Genomic DNA, 18,729 nt, shown 5'->3' with positions numbered 1-18,729 from the left:
GAGAAGGGAAAGAAGGGGAAAAGGGAGTGCAAGACCAAGAAACGCTACCTTTTCGCCTTGTACTCTATGGGGGGAAAGGGACTCCCCCCTTCCCTTCCCCCCCCGCTACCGGATCATTCGGGATCGTAGTCGAGGTTGGAGGCCAGCCAGCGCTCGGCCTGGGCGCGATCCACGCCTTTGCGCCGGGCGTAGTCGCCCACCTGCTCGCGGCTGAGCCGGCCGACCACGAAGTATTGGCTCTGCGGATGGCTGAAGTAGTAGCCGGATACCGCTGCGGTGGGAAGCATCGCGAAGCTTTCGGTCAGTTCCATGCCGGCGTTGGCTTCTGCCTGCAGCAGGTCGAACAGGCGGCGCTTCTCGCTGTGCTCAGGGCAGGCGGGATAGCCGGGAGCCGGGCGGATGCCGCTGTACTGCTCGTCGATCAGCGCCTCGTTGTCCAGCGTCTCGGCGTGGTCGTAGCCCCAGAATTTGGTACGCACGCGCTGGTGCAGGCGCTCGGCCAGCGCTTCGGCGAAGCGATCGGCGAGGGCCTTCAGCAGGATCGCGTTGTAGTCGTCGTGGTCGGCCTCGAACCGGGCCACGTGTGCATCGATGCCGATCCCGGCGGTGACCGCGAATGCACCGATCCAGTCCTGGCGGCCACTGTCGGCCGGTGCGATGAAGTCGGCCAGGCAGAAGTCCGGGCGCTCGGCGGGCTTGTCCACCTGCTGGCGCAGGAAGTGCAGGGTGGTCTCGCCCTGGGGGTGCTGCACGCGCACGTCGTCGCCGATGCTGTTGGCCGGCCACAGGCCGAACACGGCCTTGGCGGTCAGCCATTTTTCGCCGACGATGCGCTCGAGCATCGCGCGGGCATCCTTGTACAGATCGCTGGCCTGGGTGCCGACGATCTCGTCAGTGAGGATGGCGGGGTACTTGCCGGCCAGTTCCCAGGCCTGGAAGAACGGGGTCCAGTCGATGTAGGGCACCAGTTCGGCCAGCGGGTAGTCGTCGAACACGTGCAGGCCGGGCTGATTCGGAGCCGGCGGTACATAGCTGTCCCAGTCGCCCTGGAACTTCTGTCCGCGTGCGTGTTCCAGCGAGACCAGACGCTTGGCATCGCCGCGGTTGCGGTGGCGCGCGCGGATCTCGGCGTAGTCGGCTTCGTTGGCGGCGACGAAGGCCTCCCGCAGGTCGCGCGAGATCAGCGACTGGGCCACGCCGACCGCACGCGAGGCATCCTTCACCCACACCGTGGGCGCCTTGTAGTGCGGGTCGATCTTCAGCGCGGTGTGCGCGCGCGAGGTGGTCGCGCCGCCGATCAGCAGCGGCAGGTCGAAGCCCTGGCGCTCCATCTCGCGGGCGACGTGGCTCATTTCCTCCAGCGAGGGCGTGATCAGGCCGGACAGGCCGATCAGGTCCGCATTGTGCTCGCGCGCGGCGTCGAGGATCTTCTGCGCCGGTACCATCACGCCAAGGTCGATCACCTCGAAGTTGTTGCAGGCCAGGACCACGCCGACGATGTTCTTGCCGATGTCGTGCACATCGCCCTTCACCGTGGCCATGATGATGCGGCCGTTGCTCTTGGCGGTATCGCCGCTGCGTGCCTTTTCAGCTTCGATGTAAGGCAGCAGGTAGGCCACGGCCTTCTTCATCACCCGCGCGGATTTCACCACCTGCGGCAGGAACATCTTGCCGGCGCCGAACAGGTCGCCGACCACGTTCATGCCATCCATCAACGGGCCTTCGATCACGTCCAGCGGGCGGCTCGATGCCTGCCGTGCCAGCTCGGTGTCTTCTTCGACCCATGCGTCCAGGCCGTGCACCAGTGCATGTGCCAGGCGCTGCGCGACCGGCTTCTCGCGCCAGGCCAGGTCCTCGGTCTTCGCTGCGCCCTTCTTGCCCTTGTAGCGCTCGGCAATCTCCAGCAGGCGCTCGGTGGCGTCGCTGCGGCGGTTGAGGATCACATCCTCGACGCGCTCGCGCAGCTCCGGCTCCAGCTCGTCGTAGATCGGCATGGCGCCGGCGTTGACGATGCCCATGTCCATGCCGGCAGCAATGGCGTGATACAGGAACACCGAGTGGATCGCCTGGCGCACGGTCTCGTTGCCACGGAACGAGAACGAGACGTTGGAGACGCCGCCGGATACATGGCAGTGCGGCAGGGTCTGCTTGATGATGCGGGTGGCTTCGATGAAGTCCACCGCATAGTTGTCGTGCTCTTCGATGCCGGTGGCGACGGCGAAGATGTTCGGGTCGAAGATGATGTCCTGCGGCGGGAAACCGATCTCATCGACCAGTAGGCGGTAGGCGCGGGTGCAGATCTCGACCTTGCGCGCGCAGGTATCGGCCTGGCCCGCCTCGTCGAAGGCCATCACCACCGCGGCCGCGCCATAGCGCAGCACCTTGCGCGCATGCTCGCGGAACAGCGCTTCGCCTTCCTTCAGCGAGATCGAGTTGACCACGCTCTTGCCCTGCAGGCACTTCAGGCCGGCCTCGATCACGCTCCACTTGGAGGAATCGACCATCACCGGAATGCGCGCGATGTCCGGCTCGGACATGATCAGGTTGAGGTAGCGGGTCATCGCCGCTTCCGAATCGATCAGGCCCTCGTCCATGTTGACGTCGAGGATCTGCGCGCCGCTGGCCACCTGCTGGCGGGCCACGTCCACCGCCTCTTCGTAGCGACCTTCCTTGACCAGCTTGCGGAACTGCGCGCTGCCGGTGACGTTGGTGCGCTCACCGACGTTGATGAACAGCAGGTCCGGGGTGATGACCAGAGGTTCCAGGCCGGACAGGCGGGTAGGGTGGACAGGCGTCATGGTTGGCGGCGGCTCAACAGCAATAGGGCGGAGAATGCGGGACGGTGGCGGCGACGTTCATGCAGCCTGTTCCTGCGCGCCGGGCAGGGCTCGCGGCGGCAGACCGGCCACCGCCTGCGCGATCGCGCGGATGTGGTCGGGCGTGGAGCCGCAGCAGCCACCGACCAGGTTCAACAGCCCAGCCTCGGCGAAGCCACGCAGGGTCGCGGCCATTTCTTCAGGCGTTTCGTCGTACTCGCCGAACGCGTTGGGCAGGCCTGCGTTGGGATGCGCACTGACATGGCAGTCCGACACCTGTGACAGGGTTTCCACATGCGGGCGCATCGCATCGGCGCCCAGCGCGCAGTTCAGGCCGATCGACAGCGGCCGCGCATGCGCCAATGAGGCATGGAAGGCCTCGGCGGTCTGCCCGGACAGGGTGCGTCCCGATGCATCGGTGATGGTGCCGGAGATCATTACCGGCAGCCGCGCACCACGTGCATCGAAGGCTTCCTCCACGGCATACAGGGCGGCCTTGGCATTGAGCGTGTCGAAGATGGTCTCGACCATGATGGTGTCTGCACCACCGTCGATCAGGCCGTCGATGGCTTCGCGATAGGTGCCGCGCAGCTCGTCGAAACTGGTGTTGCGGAAGCCGGGATCGTTCACGTCGGGGCTGATCGAGGCCGTGCGGCTGGTCGGCCCGAGCACGCCGATGACAAAGCGCGGCTTGCCCGGCGTGGTCGCGGCCACGGCATCGCAGCAGGCGCGTGCGACTGCCGCCCCGGCCTTGTTCAACTCGTACACCAGGTGTTCAAGGTGGTAGTCGGCCTGGCTGACCGAGGTGGCGTTGAAGGTGTTGGTCTCGACCAGATCCGCGCCAGCGTCCAGGTACGCAGTGTGGATGTCGGCGATGATCTGCGGCCGGGTCAGCAGCAGCAGATCGTTGTTGCCCTTCAGGTCATGGCCTTCCTGCGCTGCGTGGTCGCAGCCGGGGCCATGGGCATGGTCGAAGCCACCGGCGAAGCGCTCGCCACGATAGTCGTCTTCCTGCAGCCCATGGCGCTGGATCATCGTGCCCATCGCGCCATCGATGATCAGGATCCGCTCGCGCAGGGCATCGAGCAGGGCATTGGCACGATCGGGATGCAACCAGGGCAGGGCGGGCATGGCGGTCTCGGGCTCAGGGCTTGTTGGCGATCAGCGAAATCACTTCGAAGTGCGGCGGGCGCTTCTCGCGGGTGACGGTCTCCAGGCTCGACACCTGCAGGCCGGCCTTGTCGACGAACTTGCGCAGTTCCTTGTCGCTGAAACCGAGGTTGACGTGGCCGTAGGCCTCCACCGCGGCCTTGTGTTCGTGCCGGGCCAGGCTGCACAGCAGCAGGCGGCCGCCGGGGCGCAGCACGCGCGCGGCTTCGGTTACTGCCTGCGCCGGCTTGCTGGCATAGGTCAGCGCGTGCATCAGCACCACCAGGTCGAAGCTGCGGTCCTTGAACGGCAGGGCATGCATGTCGCCTTCGCGCACTTCCACGTTGGGCAGGCGGCGCAGGCGTTCGCTGGCGGCGGCAACCACGCGCGCACTGGTGTCGATGCAGATGTAGCGCTTGGCATGCGGGGCCACCAGTTCGGCCAGCACGCCGTCACCGGAGGCGATATCGAGCACGTCACCGGTTTCCAGCAGCGGCAGCGCAGTGCGTGCAAGCGCTTCCCAGGTACGACCCGGGGAGTAGTGGCGCTCCATGTCGCCGGCCACGCTGTCGGCCCAGTTCTGGTCGGAGGCACGGTGGGCCAGCACGGCGGCAACCCGTTCAGCATCCTGGCGCAGCAGCGGGTCGTCGCTTCCGTTGCTCAATGCATGCCACAATGCGCGCTGCGCCGGGTCCAGCTGGGCCTCGTCGAAGCGGTAGTAGGCCGACACGCCGGCACGGCGGTCGCGCACCAGACCGGCTTCCTTCAGGCGCGCCAGGTGGGTGGACACGCGCGGCTGCGCCAGCCGGGTAATCGCCGACAGTTCGGCCACGGTCAGCTCCTCCTGCTCCAGCAGCGCCAGCAGGCGCACGCGGGTGGCATCGGCGAACACCTTCAGGCGTGTCGACCAGTCTTCCAGATCCATAAATATCTACCTATCGCGATATAGAGATATATTCGCTGAGGTTGCCTGTCCCGGTCAAGTCGCTGGCGTACGGAAGCCCTCGGCCCCGTTACAATCTGGGCACCTGGGCGCGCCGTGTGCGGCCCACATCATCATGTACCCGGGAGGGTGTTGTGGATTTCAGCTTTACTGAAGAGCAGTTGATGCTGCAGGACGTGGCGCGGCGCATCGCGCAGGAGAAGATCGCCCCCAGTGCGGAGCACCATGACCGCACCGGCGAATTCCCGTTGGACAACATCCGCCTGCTGGGCGAGAACGGCCTGATGGGCATCGAAGTGCCGGCCGAGTACGGCGGCGCGGGCATGGACCCGATTGCGTACGTGCTGGCGATGGTGGAGGTCGCCGCCGGTGATGCTGCGCACTCGACCATCATGTCGGTCAACAATTCGCTGTTCTGCAACGGCATCCTCACCCACGGCAATGAAGCGCAGAAGCAGAAGTACGTGCGTGCCATCGCCGAAGGTGAGGCCATTGGCGCGTTCGCGCTGACCGAGCCGCAGTCCGGGTCTGACGCCACTGCCATGCGCTGCCGCGCGGTCAAGCAGGCCGACGGCTCCTTCGTCATCAACGGCAAGAAGAGCTGGATCACCTCCGGCCCGGTGGCCAAGTACATCGTGTTGTTTGCGATGAGCGAGCCGGACAAGGGCGCGCGTGGCATTACCGCGTTCATGATCGACACCGACAAGGCGGGCTTCGGCCGCGGCAAGACCGAGCCGAAGCTGGGCATCCGCGCATCGGCCACCTGCGAGATCGAGTTCAACGATTACGTGGCACAGGCCGAAGACGTGCTGGGCCAGGAAGGCGAGGGCTTCAAGATCGCCATGGGCGTGCTCGATGCTGGCCGCATCGGCATTGCTTCGCAGGCCATCGGCATCGCCCGCGCCGCCTATGAAGCGACGATCGAGTATGTGAAGGAGCGCAAGGCATTCGGCGCCGCAATCGGCACCTTCCAGATGACCCAGGCCAAGATCGCCGACATGAAGTGCAAGCTGGACGCAGCGCTGCTGCTGACCCTGCGCGCGGCGTGGGTGAAGGGCCAGGGCAAGCGCTTCAGCAATGAAGCGGCCATTGCCAAGCTGACCGCTTCGGAAGCGGCGATGTGGATCACCCACCAGGCCGTGCAGATCCACGGCGGTATGGGTTACTCCAAGGAAATGCCGCTGGAGCGCTACTTCCGTGATGCCAAGATCACCGAGATCTACGAAGGTACCTCGGAGATCCAGCGCCTGGTGATCGCCCGCAACGAGACCGGGCTGCGCTGAGACACCGCCCTGGTAGTTGCCAACTTTGGTTGGCACGGATCGGAGAGCGCCAACCAAGGCTGGCATCTACCAGGCAGCAAAGAAAATGGCCCCGGATCGCTCCGGGGCCTTTTCATTTCAGCTCACCATCGGATCAACGATCCGGGCGGTGTGCGGTTTCCGCGTCGCGCTGGCGTTCCATGAACTCCTTGGAGGGTTCATCCAGCTTGTCGCCCAGCATGCGGCGCACGACCACGAAGAACACCGGGATCATCAGCAGGCCGAGCAGGGTGGCGAACAACATGCCGCCGATCACACCGGTGCCGATGGCGTGGCGGGAGTTGGCGCCGGCGCCACTGGAGATCGCCATCGGGATCACGCCCATGATGAACGCGAACGAGGTCATCAGGATCGGGCGGAAGCGCAGGCGGGCGGCCTCGATGGTCGCATCGCGCAGGTTCTTGCCTGCGGCACGCTGCTCCACCGCGAACTCGACGATCAGGATCGCGTTCTTCGCGGCCAGGCCGATCACGGTGATCAGGCCGATCTTGAAGAACAGATCGTTGGGCAGGCCACGCATCATCGACAGCGCCAGTGCACCGAGCACGCCCAGCGGAACCACCAGCAGCACCGCTACCGGGATCGACCAGCTTTCATACAGCGCGGCCAGGCACAGGAACACCACCACGATGGACAGCACCAGCAGCAGGGTCGCGGCATTGCCGGCCAGGATTTCCTGGTAGGACATGCCCGACCAGTCATAGCCGAAGCCGGCCGGCAGGTCGTCGGCGACGATTGCCTCCATGGTCTGCATTGCCTCACCCGAGCTGGTGCCCGGGGCCTGCGAGCCGACGATGTTGATCGCCGAGTAGCCGTTGTAGCGGCTCAGCGACGGTGGTGCCGAGACCCACTCGGACTTGACCACCGTGTTGAGCGGGATCATCGAGTTGGTGCCATCGGCGTTCTTGACCAGGCTGGACGGGCTGTAGAAGCTCTTCAGCGACTCCTGGCCGGTGCGGTACGGGCCATCGGCCTGCATGGTCACGCGCTTGATGCGGCCTTCGTAGAAGAAGTCGTTGACGTACACCGGGGCCAGCATCAGCTGGATGGTGCTGTACACGTCCGACACCGACATGCCCATCGACTGTGCCTGCACACGGTCGACATGCAGCTGCAGCTGCGGGGCGTTTTCCAGGCCGTTCGGGCGCACGCCGACCAGATGGTCCGGCTTCTGCGCGGCCTGGCCGAGCAGGATGTTGCGCGCCTGGGTCAGCTGTTCGTAGCCGGCACCGCTGCGGTCCTGCAGCCACATGTCGAAGCCGCCGAACTGGCCCAGACCCTGCACGGTGGGCAGGTTGACCACGAAGATCTGCGCTTCCTTGATGCCGTAGAACGCGCCGTTCATGTTCTGGATGAACTCCGGCGCGGTGAACTTGCGTTCCTCCCACGGCTTCAGGCGGATGAAGCCCATGCCCACGTTCTCGCCGGAACCGACGAAGCTGAAGCCGGCCACCTGCAGCATGCCTTCATAGCCATCCTGCTTTTCCAGCACGCCACGCATCTGCGCGAACACTTCGTTGGTCTGGCCCTTGGTCGAGCCCGGCGGCAGCTGCACGATCGCCAGCGCATAGCCCTGGTCTTCTTCGGGCAGGAAGCTGCCCGGCATGCGGGTGAACAGGAAGCCGCACAGCGCGGTCAGCACCACGAACAGGATCATCCAGCGCGGGGCGTGGCGCACCGCCGAGGTGATGTGGCCCACATAGGTGTGGCTGATCTTGTCGTAGTACTTGTTGAAGGTGCGGTAGATGATGTTCGGGTTGTCGTTGTGCGTCGGCTTGAGGAACGTCGCGCACAGCGCCGGGGTGAAGCCCAGCGCCAGGAATGCCGAGAACGCCATCGAGATGGCGATGGTCAGCGCGAACTGCTTGTAGATTTCACCGGCGGCGCCGCCCTGCAGGGCTGACGGGATGAACACCGCCGCCAGCACGACGGTGATCGCCACCACCGCGCCGGTGATCTGGGTCATCGCCTTCTGCGTGGCCGGCTTCGGCGCCAGGCCTTCCTCGGTCATGATGCGCTCGACGTTCTCGATCACCACGATCGCGTCATCGACCACGATGCCGATCGCCAGCACCATCGCGAACAGGGTCAGCTGGTTGATCGTGAAGCCGATCATCCACATGCCCAGGAAGGTACCGAGCAGGGCCACCGGGATGACCAGGGTCGGGATCAGCGTGGCGCGGAAGTTCTGCAGGAAAATCAGCATCACCAGGAACACCAGCAACACCGCTTCGAACAGGGTCTTGACCACTTCCTGGATCGAGATCTTGACGAAGGTGGTGCTGTCGTACGGCGAGAACCAGGTCACGCCGGACGGGAAGCTGGGCTGCAGCTCGTCCATCTTGGCGCGCACCGCATCGGCCACGTTCAGGGCGTTGGCGCCCGGCAGCAGCTGGATGGCGAAGGCGCCGGTCGGCTTGCCGTTGTACTGGGTATCGAAGCCGTAGTTGTTGGCGCCGAAGGCGACGCGGGCGATGTCCTTCAGCAGCACGCGCGAGCCGTCAGGATTGGCCCGCAGGATGATGTCCTCGAACTCCTGCGGCGAGCTGAAGCGGCCCTCGGCCGAGACGGTCGCGGTGAAGTGCTGGCCTTCCGGCGATGGGTCCGAACCCAGCGCACCGGCAGCGAACTGCACGTTCTGCGCGCGCACCGCAGCCAGCACCTGGCTGGCCGACAGGCCGTAGCCCTGCATCTTTTCCGGGTTGAGCCAGATGTTCATGGCGTACTCGGAACCGAACTGCTGGGTGCTGCCGACGCCCGGAATACGCGAGACCTGGTCGAGCACGCGCGAACCGACGATGTCGTTCAGCGCGTCACGGTTGATGGTCGGGGTATCGGAACGCAGTGCGATGACCATCAGGAAGCCGGCGTTGGCCTTGGCCACCACCACGCCCTGCTGGGTCACTTCCGAAGGCAGGCGTGGCGTGGCCAGCGACACCTTGTTCTGCACCTGCACCTGGGCGATGTCCGGATCGGTGCCGGTCTCGAAGGTGAGGGTGATCGAGGCGCGGCCGTTGGAGGCGGACGAGGAGCTGAAGTACAGCAGGTGATCGATGCCGGTCAGCTGCTGCTCGATCACCTGGGTGACCGATTTTTCGGTGGTATCCGCGCTGGCGCCCGGGTAAGTGGCCGAGACGGTCACCTGCGGCGGGGCGATGTTGGGATAGGACTCGACGCCGAGGTTGAGGATCGCGATCACGCCGCTGAGCGAGATCAGGATCGCAACCACCCAGGCGAAGACTGGATGTTCGATGAAAAATTTAGGCATGACGGAAGGTTCCCGTTACTGCTTGTTCGAATCGGTGGCGGCCGGCTTGGCCGCATCGGCCTGCTCGGGCTTGGCTGCATCGGCCGGCGCCTTGGCCGCGGCCGGTGCTGCGCCCGCCGGAGCGGCGCCGCCAGCGGCAGGCTTGCCGTTGGCATCCTGGCCCGGGGTCCACGGCTTGGCCACCGCCGGTGCGCCTTCCTTGACCTTCTGCACGCCGGCCACGATCACCTTGTCACCGGCGGCCAGGCCGTCGCTGACCAGCCAGCTGCCGTTCTGCGCACCATCGGTCTTGACGTTCTTGCGCACGACCTTGCCGTCGGTGCCGACCACCATCACGTAACCGCCGGTGGTGTCGCGCAGCAGCGCCTGCTGCGGCACCAGGTAGGCGTTGTTGCGTTCGCCCAGGTTGGCCTGGAAGCTGACGAAGGCACCCGGCAGCAGGATCTGCTGCGGGTTCGGCAGCTGCGCACGCAGCGACACCGCGCCGGTGGCCGGGTCGACCGTGGTCGAGGAGAAGTCCAGGGTGCCCGGTTCGCTGTAGGTGCTGCCGTCGGCCAGCTTGACGTTGACCGTGGCCTTGCCGTCGCCCGACAGCGCCAGCGCGCCCTTGGCCTGCTGCGCGCGCAGCTGGGTCAGCTCATCCACGCTCAGCGAGAAGTTCACGTACAGCGGGTCGAGCTGGTCGACGGTGGTCAGCAGGGTCACATCGCCCTGGCCGACCAGCGCGCCTTCGGTGACCTGCTGCTTGTTGGCCACGCCACTGATCGGCGCGGTCACTTCGGTGTAGCCCAGGTTGATGCGCGAAGAGGTCACTGCCGCTTCGGCCTGCTTGACCGCGGCCAGCGCGGTGCGTTCGGCCGATTCGGCGTTGTCCAGGTCGGACTTGGAAACGAACTGCTGCGGGGCCAGCGAGCGCGCACGGTCGGCGGCGACCTTGGCGTTGGCGTAGGTTGCACGGGCAGAGGCCAGCTGCGCCTCGGATGCATTGAGCGAGGCGCGCAACGGGGCCGGATCGATCAGGAACAGGGTCTGGCCCTGCTTGACCTGGGAGCCTTCCTGGTAGACGCGCTTGAGCAGCACGCCCGGCACGCGCGCACGCACGTCGGCGCTGCGGAACGGCGACAGGCGGCCGACCAGCTCACGCTGCAGCGGCAAGGTCTGCGGCTTGGCGTCGATCACGCCCACCTCCGGCGGCGGGGGCATCTGCTGTTCCGGCTTCTTGCAGGCAGCCAGCGCGACAGCAACGGCGCACGTCAGGGCAAGGGTGCGGAGTGGGGCGGTCATCAGGAGGAACTCCGGGGTTGGTTTGTAGACGGGGCCGGCGACGGCTGTGGCGCAAAGGCGCGCAGGAAGCTGTCGACGGAGAACTCTGCCCAGCGCCGACGCAGCTGCGCGTCATCACGATGGGGGGTATGGAAGCGCTGTTTGTCGAAATCCTGACCGGCGATCATGCTCAGCAGCAGTTCGGCCATGAAGTGCGGGTCGTCATGCCGGAGCTGACCACTCCTGCAAACGGTTTCAATCCATTCAGCAAGATGAAGCGTCAACGCGCCGGCACCATGCCGGTACAGCGTACGCGCCTCTTCGGGAAACTGGGACGCGTCGGCGGCAATCAGCCGACAGGCCTGTCCTACGTGCGGCTGGTTGAAATGCTCCAGGAAGTCGGTGGCGAACTGGAGCAGGCTGGCACGCAGGTCGTCACTGCGGAGTGCACGAACCATGGCCCCGGTGGCGTGGCCGACATGGCGCTGCATCACCCGGCGCAGCAGTTGCTGCTTGCTGCCGTAGCGCGAATACAGGGTCTGCTTGGAGCATCCGGCGTGCTGCGCCACCGCGTCCATGCTCATCTGCATGCCCTGTTGGGCCAGCAGTTCGCGCACGGCGTCGAACACGCGCTCATCGCGCGCGTCGAGGGCAACGGGGAGGTAGGCCGGATTCACGCGGTGGACTATACCGTCCAGTTCAGGATTGTGGAATCGCACAGTCGTCGCCGCGTGTGTCTTCCGGTAACACGCTTTGCCGATCCTGTCGGCAGTGCTGCGTGCCTTGATCACTCCATACCGGAGCGAACTGAATAGGCGTCTAAACCGCAGCAAACCCGAATCTACTTATTCCGTCCTGCAGCAAGGCCTTTTCGTGCGGTAGGGCTACAATTTCATTTTCCCAACTGAGCAAGCGCCCCGCTCTGCCATGAAACCGCAAAAGACCGCAGCCAAGACCGTGAAAAACAAGACCAAACCAGCAGAGTCGGAGGTCGCAGTGACCGCTGGTTTCTCCCTGGAGCCGGTGTACACGGCTTTGCGCAAGCGCTACCCGGCGGCCGCACAGGCCGAAGCAGTGGCCTTCGCCACTGATTTCTACAAGCGCATGGAGGCGGACGAGTTCCCGCACCACAGCGCTGAAGAGTGGGCCGCGCTCGCGGCTGAGACGCTGGAGTTCGCCCGTGCCCGCAAGGCCGGCAAGGCCAACGTCCGCGTGTTCAATCCGACTGCCAAGGTCAACGGTTGGGAATCGCCGCACACCGTGCTGCAGATCGTCAACGACGACATGCCGTTCCTGGTCGACACCGTCACCATGTCGCTGGCCGAACAGGGCGTCGGCGTCCACGTGCTGGGCCACCCGGTGCTGCTCTTCACCCGCGACAAGGCCGGCAAGCTGGTCAAGGTCGGTGACGGCCAGCTGGAATCGGTGATGCTGCTGGAGATCGACCGCCAGCCGGCCGAGGCCATGGCCGCCATCGAGCAGGCGATCAACAAGGCGCTGGATGAAGTGCGTGCGATCGTGCGCGACTGGCAGCCGATGCAGGACAAGGCGCTGGCGCTGGCCGACGACCTTGGCAGCCGCCAGCTGCCGGTCGACGATGCCTCGCGCAAGGAAGCGCAGGAATTCCTGCGCTGGGCCGCTGATAACCACTTCACCTTCTTCGGCTACCGCGAGTACCGCGTCGAGAAGCAGGGCAAGGAAGACGTGCTGGCGCCGCTGAACGACACCGGCCTGGGCCTGATGCGCGGCAAGGACAAGTCTGCCGCACGTCCGGTCAAGACCCTGGCCGCGCAGGGCCTGAACACCACGTCCGGGCTGAAGGACGCGCTGATCCTGACCAAGACCAATGCCCGTTCGCGCGTGCACCGCGCCGGTTACATGGACTATATCGGCGTGCTGGAATTCGACGCCAAGGGCAAGATCATCGGCGAGCAGCGCTTCCTCGGCCTGTTCACCTCCAGCGCCTACAACCGTCGCCCGTGGGAAATTCCGCTGGTGCGCCAGCGCTACGAACACGTGATGAAGCAGTCCGGCCTGGCCGGCTCGAGCCACAGCGGCAAGGCGCTGCGCCATATCCTGGAAACCCTGCCGCGCGAAGAACTGTTCCAGTCCAGCGAGGACGAACTGTTCCGCACCGCAATGGGCGTGCTGGGCCTGCAGGAGCGCGTGCGCAGCCGCCTGTTCCTGCGCCGTGACAAGTACAGCCGTTTCATTTCCGCGCTGGTCTACCTGCCGCGCGAGCGTTTCAACACCGACGTGCGCCTGCGCATCGAAGCGATGCTGAAGGAAGCGCTGCACGGTGAGTACGTGGACAGCTCGGTGGTGCTGGGCGAATCGCCGCTGGCCCAGGTGCACCTGATCGTGCGCCCGAAGCCGGGCGAGATGCTCGACGTCGATACCGCCGAACTGGAGCAGAAGCTGGCCCAGGTGCTGCGCAACTGGCAGGACGATCTGCGCGAAGCGCTGGTTACCCGCCATGGTGAAGCCGAAGGCCTGCGCATCGCTGCGCGTATCGGCAAGGCGCTGCCGGCCGGTTACATCGAAGACAACAGCACCGCTGTTGCCGCCAACGATGTCAGCCAGCTCGACGCTCTGACCGGCCCGGACGACCTGCGCCTGAGCCTGCAGGCGGTGCCGCGTGAATCCGGTGATGGCCTGCGCCTGAAACTGTATCGCCAGCTGGATGACATCCCGCTGTCGGACGCGCTGCCGATGATGGAAAACATGGGCCTGCGCGTGATCGCCGAGCGTCCTTACCGCCTGTCGGTGGACAACGCGCCGGTGTACGTGCAGGACTTCGAGGTCGAATCGACCGCCGGTGCGATCGATGCCGCCAGTGTCGATGAAGCCTTCGGCGAGACCTTCGCCCGCGTCTGGCACGGCGATGCCGAGAACGATGCGTTCAACCGCCTGGTGCTGGCTGCCGGCCTGCACTGGCGCCAGGTCGCCATGCTGCGTGGCTACTGCAAGTACCTGCTGCAGACCGGCGTGCCGTTCTCGCAGGCCTACGTGGAAGGCACCTTCACCCGTTACCCGTTGCTGGCACGCCTGCTGGTGGAGCTGTTCGAAGCCCGCTTCGATCCGGCCACCGGCCACGAAAGCAAGGACGACATCGCCGCCGGCCAGGCCCAGCTGAAGGCACACCTGGATGTGCTGGCTGCAGGTGACGAGGCCACGCTGAAGGTGCTCAAGACCGTGGTCGACGCCCGCAAGGGTGACCGCGATGCGCAGATGCAGGCCGCGCGCGATGCGCTGCTGAAGCTGATGGACCGCGTGTCGAGCCTGGACGAGGACCGCATCCTGCGCTCGTTCATGGGCGTGATCGACGCGACCCTGCGCACCAGCTACTACCAGACCGATGCCAATGGCCAGCACGGCCATGTCATCAGCTTCAAGTTCGATTCGGCGCTGGTGCCGGACCTGCCCAAGCCGCGTCCGTACCGCGAAATCTTCGTGTACGGCCCGCGCGTGGAAGGTACCCACCTGCGCTTTGGTGCGGTGGCCCGTGGTGGCCTGCGCTGGTCGGATCGTCGCGAAGACTTCCGCACCGAGGTGCTGGGCCTGGTCAAGGCGCAGATGGTCAAGAACACCGTCATCGTACCGGTTGGCGCGAAGGGCGGCTTCTTCGCCAAGATGCCGCCGGTGAACGGCGACCGCGATGCGATCTTCGCCAACGGCGTGGCCTGCTACAAGCTGTTCATCCAGGGCCTGCTGGACATCACCGACAACATCGTCAACAACAAGATCGTGCCGCCGGTGGATGTGGTCCGTCACGACATGGACGATCCGTACCTGGTGGTGGCCGCCGACAAGGGCACCGCGACCTTCTCCGACATCGCCAACGGCCTGGCCATCGCGCACGGCTTCTGGATGGGCGATGCCTTCGCCTCCGGTGGTTCGGTCGGTTACGACCACAAGGGCATGGGCATCACCGCTCGCGGTGCGTGGGAGTCGGTCAAGCGCCACTTCCGTGCGCTGGGCCGTGACAGCCAGAGCCAGGACTTCACTGCGGTCGGCGTCGGCGACATGTCCGGCGACGTGTTCGGCAACGGCATGCTGCTGTCGCGCCACATCCGCCTGCTGGCTGCGTTCGACCACCGCCACATCTTCCTGGACCCGAACCCGGATGCGGCCACCACGTTCGTCGAGCGTGAGCGCCTGTTCACCGTGCCGCGTTCGAGTTGGGCGGACTACGATGCCAAGCTGATCAGCAAGGGCGGCGGCGTGTACCCGCGCAGCCTGAAGTCGATCGAGATCACCCCGCAGGTGCGTGACGTGCTGGGCCTGGACGAGAGTGTCAAGGCGCTGTCGCCGAACGATCTGATGAGCGCGATCCTGAAGGCGCCGGTCGACCTGCTGTGGAACGGCGGCATCGGCACCTACGTCAAGGCCGCCAGCGAGCAGCACAGCGATGTCGGCGACCGTGCCAACAACGCGCTGCGCGTGAATGGTGGCGAGCTGCGCTGCAAGGTGGTGGGCGAGGGCGGCAACCTGGGCATGACCCAGCTTGGCCGCATCGAAGCTGCCCAGGCCGGCGTGCTGCTCAACACCGACTTCATCGACAATTCGGCCGGTGTGGATACCTCCGACCATGAAGTCAACATCAAGATCCTGCTCAACGATGTGGTGCGGGCCAAGAAGCTGACCGTTGAACAGCGCAACAAGCTGCTGGCGTCGATGACCGACGAAGTGGCCGCGCTGGTGCTCAACGACAACTACCGCCAGAACCAGGCCCTGAGCCTGATGGAACGGATGGCGGTCAAGCGCCTGGGTTCCAAGCAGCACTTCATCCGTACCCTGGAACAGCAGGGCCTGCTCGATCGCCAGATCGAATTCCTGCCGTCCGATGCCGAGCTGTCCCAGCGCAAGGCGCGCGGCCAGGGCCTGACCCGTCCGGAACTGTCGGTGCTGCTGTCCTATTCCAAGCTGGTGGCGTTTGCCCAGCTGCTGGATTCGGACATCCCGGAAGATCCGTACCTGTCCAAGGAACTGCAGCGCTACTTCCCGACGCCGCTGCAGAAGAAGTACGCCGATGCGATGGAGCGTCACCGCCTGAAGCGCGAAATCATCGCCACGGCCGTGACCAACCAGACCATCAACCGCATGGGCGCCACCTTCCTGATGCGCATGCAGGAAGACACCGGCCGTTCCATCGCCGAGGTCGCCAAGGCCTACACCATCAGCCGCGAAACGCTGGACGCGCGCGCGCTGTGGGCACAGATCGACGCCCTCGACGGCACCCTGCCGGAGTCGGTGCAGATCGATGCGCTGGAAGTGATCTGGAAGCTGCAGCGTTCGTTCGTGCGCTGGCTGCTGTCGCGCCCGGGCCCGATGCCGGGCATCACCGAGGCGGTCAACCGCTACCAGGGTCCGTTCAACGACATCCGCGTTGCTTCGGGTGTGCTGCCGGATTCGCAGCGTCCGACCTACGAAGCCCTTGTGGCCGAGTGGAAGGAAAAGGGCCTGCCGTCTGCGCTGGCGCAGCAGCTGGCCGAGCTGCACTTCCTGGAGCCGGCGTTCGACATCATCGAACTGGCCCGTACCCGCAAGCTGAAGCCGGTGGATGTGTCCAAGATCCACTTCCGCCTGGGCGATGCGCTGCAGCTGCCGTGGCTGTTCGAGCAGATCGACGCGCTGGAGGTCAATGGCCGTTGGCACGCGGTGGCACGTGGCGTGCTGCGCGACGAACTGGCAGCACACCACCGCAGCCTGGCCGGCCAGGCACTGGGCACCAAGGGCAGCACCGCTGAAGCCAAGGTGGCCGCGTGGATCGGTCGTGACGACAGCAGCCTGCGCTTCACCCTGGCGATGCTGGCTGAACTGGCTGAGCAGAAGACCCTGGATTATCCGACCGTCTCGGTCGCGGTGCAGCGCCTGGGCCAACTGGCTGCACATGGTGCGTAAGTGATGTAGCGCCGGGCCATGCCCGGCGTGCGTTGGACAGAACGGCCCCGCGAAAGCGGGGCCGTTTTTTTGTTTTTAAGGGTAGTGCCGGCCGCTGGCCGGCAACCGCATCTCCGCGCATGGGCGATTGCCGGCCAGCGGCCGGCACTACCGGGTATGCTCTTGTTGGCATACCCACCCGGATCCACCGATGAGCGACACCCCCCGCATCGCTTTCCTGGCCAGCACCACCGAGCCCGCGCAGATGGCCCGCGCGGCGATGGTTTCGCGCTATGGCGACCACGCGCCGGAGCAGGCCGACGTGCTGTGCCCGCTGGGCGGCGACGGCTTCATGCTGCAGACCCTGCATCGGCATGGTCACCTGGGCAAGCCGGTGTTCGGCATGAAACTGGGTACCGTGGGCTTCCTGATGAACCAGTACCGCGGCGACGATGACGTGCAGGCGCGCATCGCCCGTGCCGAGCCGGCCAACCTGCGGCCGCTGGAGATGGTGGCGCTGACCGAATCGGGCACCAGCACCGGTTCGCTGGCCTACAACGACGTGTCATTGCTGCGCCAGACCCGGCAGGCAGCGCATATCGGCATCGATCTCAACGGCCAGGAGCGCGTGGCCGAGCTGATCGGTGACGGTGTACTGGTGGCCACCCCGGCCGGCAGCACCGCCTACAACTATTCGGCGCATGGCCCGGTGCTGCCGCTGGGCTCGCATACCATCGCGCTGACGCCGTTGGCCCCGTACCGGCCGCGGCGCTGGCGCGGGGCGATCCTCAAGGCCAACACCGAGGTGCGCTTCCGCGTGCTTGATCCGTACAAGCGCCCGGTCAGCGTCACTGCCGACTCGCACGAGACCCGTGATGTGGTCGAAGTCACCATCCGCGAGTCCAAGGACCGGCGCGTGACCCTGCTGTTCGACCCGGAGCACAACCTGGAAGACCGGATCCTGAGCGAACAGTTCGTTTTTTGAGGACAATAGGCCGCCGGCCCCGCCGATCGCTTTGAAGGACCCCCACCGATGGGCGACAACTCCCCCCGTTTGCTGACCGTCGCGGTGACCTCGCGCGCCCTGTTCGACCTCGAGGAAAGCCACGCGCTGTTCGAGAGCGATGGCGTGGCGGCCTATGCCGAGTTCCAGCGCCAGCACGAGGACGACATCCTCGGTCCCGGCGTGGCGTTCCCGGTGGTGCGCAAGCTGCTGGCGCTGAACCAGGGCGCCAGCCCCGAGAACCCGCGGGTCGAGGTGATCCTGCTGTCGCGCAACTCGGCCGATACCGGCCTGCGCATCTTCAACTCGATCCAGCACTACGGCCTGGGCATCATCCGTGCGACGTTCACCGCCGGCGAGCCGACCTGGCCGTACGTGAAGCCGTTCGGCACCGACCTGTTCCTGTCGGCCAACCCGGAATCGGTGCGCAGCGCGCTGCGCCATGGGATCGCTGCGGCCACCATCCTGCCCAAACCGCCGGGCGAAACTGCAGCCGCGGCCGCCGACCAGATCGATATCACACGGCCGGCCGGGCAGCTGCGCATCGCCTTCGATGGCGATGCGGTGATCTTCGGTGACGAGAGTGAGCGCATTTCGCGCGAGCAGGGCGTGGAGGCATTCGGCCGGCACGAGCGCGAACGCGCGCGCGAGCCGCTCAGCGGCGGGCCGTTCCGCGGTTTCCTGTCGGCCCTGCATACGCTGCAGGAAGTGTTCCCGGCGGGTGATAGTGCGCCGATCCGTACCGCGCTGGTGACCGCGCGCTCGGCACCTGCGCACGAACGGGTGATCCGCACCCTGCGCGAATGGGGTGTGCGCCTGGACGAGGCCCTGTTCCTCGGCGGCCGCCACAAGGGCCCGTTCCTGCAGGCTTTTGGTGCCGACATCTTCTTCGATGATTCGCAGCACAACATCGACAGTGCCCGCGAGCATGTGGCGGCTGGCCACGTGCCGCACGGCGTCGCCAACGAAGGCTGAAACCATGCCGGGTGGGTGCCAACCGTTGGTTGGCACTGCCATGCATCGGCGCCCACCAAGGTGGGCATCTACCAGAGTCCCGTGCTTCCGGTAGTTGCCAACCTTGG

10 protein-coding genes are annotated in these 18,729 nt (G+C 65.8%); 4 read left to right on the top strand and 6 right to left on the bottom strand.

The window, feature by feature from the left end:
• Positions 1–113: 113 nt before the first annotated feature.
• Genes metH through AC0Z6F_RS02595 form a run of 3 tightly spaced genes read right to left on the bottom strand, consistent with a single transcriptional unit; the run spans position 114 to position 4,890 of the window.
• Entirely contained in the window at positions 114–2,798 is a 2,685-nt protein-coding gene (gene metH, locus AC0Z6F_RS02605; protein ID WP_153675952.1) for a methionine synthase, read from the bottom strand.
• A 57-nt stretch (positions 2,799–2,855) separates the two neighbouring features.
• Positions 2,856–3,947, bottom strand: a complete 1,092-nt coding sequence (locus AC0Z6F_RS02600; protein ID WP_153675950.1) for a homocysteine S-methyltransferase family protein — start codon at positions 3,945–3,947, stop codon at positions 2,856–2,858.
• A gap of 13 nt (positions 3,948–3,960) precedes the next feature.
• Complete coding sequence (locus AC0Z6F_RS02595; protein WP_006376775.1) at positions 3,961–4,890, bottom strand: ArsR/SmtB family transcription factor; 930 nt, start codon at positions 4,888–4,890, stop codon at positions 3,961–3,963.
• Between the two features lie 152 nt (positions 4,891–5,042).
• On the opposite strand from AC0Z6F_RS02595, the gene AC0Z6F_RS02590 reads away from it, so the two are divergent.
• Positions 5,043–6,191 (top strand): acyl-CoA dehydrogenase family protein, encoded by a 1,149-nt coding sequence (locus AC0Z6F_RS02590; protein WP_006376774.1) that lies wholly within the window; start codon positions 5,043–5,045, stop codon positions 6,189–6,191.
• A 133-nt stretch (positions 6,192–6,324) separates the two neighbouring features.
• On the opposite strand, the gene AC0Z6F_RS02585 is transcribed toward AC0Z6F_RS02590, so the two are convergent.
• Genes AC0Z6F_RS02585 through AC0Z6F_RS02575 form a run of 3 tightly spaced genes read right to left on the bottom strand, consistent with a single transcriptional unit; the run spans position 6,325 to position 11,438 of the window.
• Entirely contained in the window at positions 6,325–9,498 is a 3,174-nt protein-coding gene (locus AC0Z6F_RS02585) for a multidrug efflux RND transporter permease subunit (protein WP_006376733.1), read from the bottom strand.
• A gap of 15 nt (positions 9,499–9,513) precedes the next feature.
• Positions 9,514–10,782, bottom strand: a complete 1,269-nt coding sequence (locus tag AC0Z6F_RS02580; protein ID WP_006376731.1) for an efflux RND transporter periplasmic adaptor subunit — start codon at positions 10,780–10,782, stop codon at positions 9,514–9,516.
• Positions 10,782–11,438: a TetR/AcrR family transcriptional regulator gene (locus AC0Z6F_RS02575; protein WP_012511565.1), complete on the bottom strand. Its 657-nt coding sequence runs from the start codon at positions 11,436–11,438 to the stop codon at positions 10,782–10,784. Before AC0Z6F_RS02575 ends, AC0Z6F_RS02580 begins: the two co-directional genes overlap by 1 nt.
• Positions 11,439–11,688: 250 nt before the next feature.
• Between AC0Z6F_RS02575 and AC0Z6F_RS02570 the strand changes: the two genes are divergently transcribed.
• The 3 genes from AC0Z6F_RS02570 (at position 11,689) to AC0Z6F_RS02560 (ending at position 18,622) form a co-directional block, all read left to right on the top strand.
• Positions 11,689–16,665, top strand: coding sequence for an NAD-glutamate dehydrogenase domain-containing protein (locus AC0Z6F_RS02570; protein WP_197585073.1), 4,977 nt, complete (start codon positions 11,689–11,691; stop codon positions 16,663–16,665).
• 190 nt (positions 16,666–16,855) lie between these two features.
• Positions 16,856–17,629 carry an NAD kinase gene (locus AC0Z6F_RS02565; RefSeq protein ID WP_485616338.1) on the top strand — a complete coding sequence of 258 codons (774 nt, stop codon included), beginning with the start codon at positions 16,856–16,858 and terminating at the stop codon, positions 17,627–17,629.
• A gap of 48 nt (positions 17,630–17,677) precedes the next feature.
• Positions 17,678–18,622 (top strand): 5'-nucleotidase, encoded by a 945-nt coding sequence (locus AC0Z6F_RS02560; RefSeq protein ID WP_012511563.1) that lies wholly within the window; start codon positions 17,678–17,680, stop codon positions 18,620–18,622.
• Positions 18,623–18,729: the final 107 nt, after the last annotated feature.

This window comes from Stenotrophomonas sp. 1L-E-5-B-C3 (assembly GCF_057292075.1).
The sequence above is the reverse complement of the archived record's forward strand: the minus strand, read 5'-3'. Positions and strand labels throughout refer to the sequence as shown.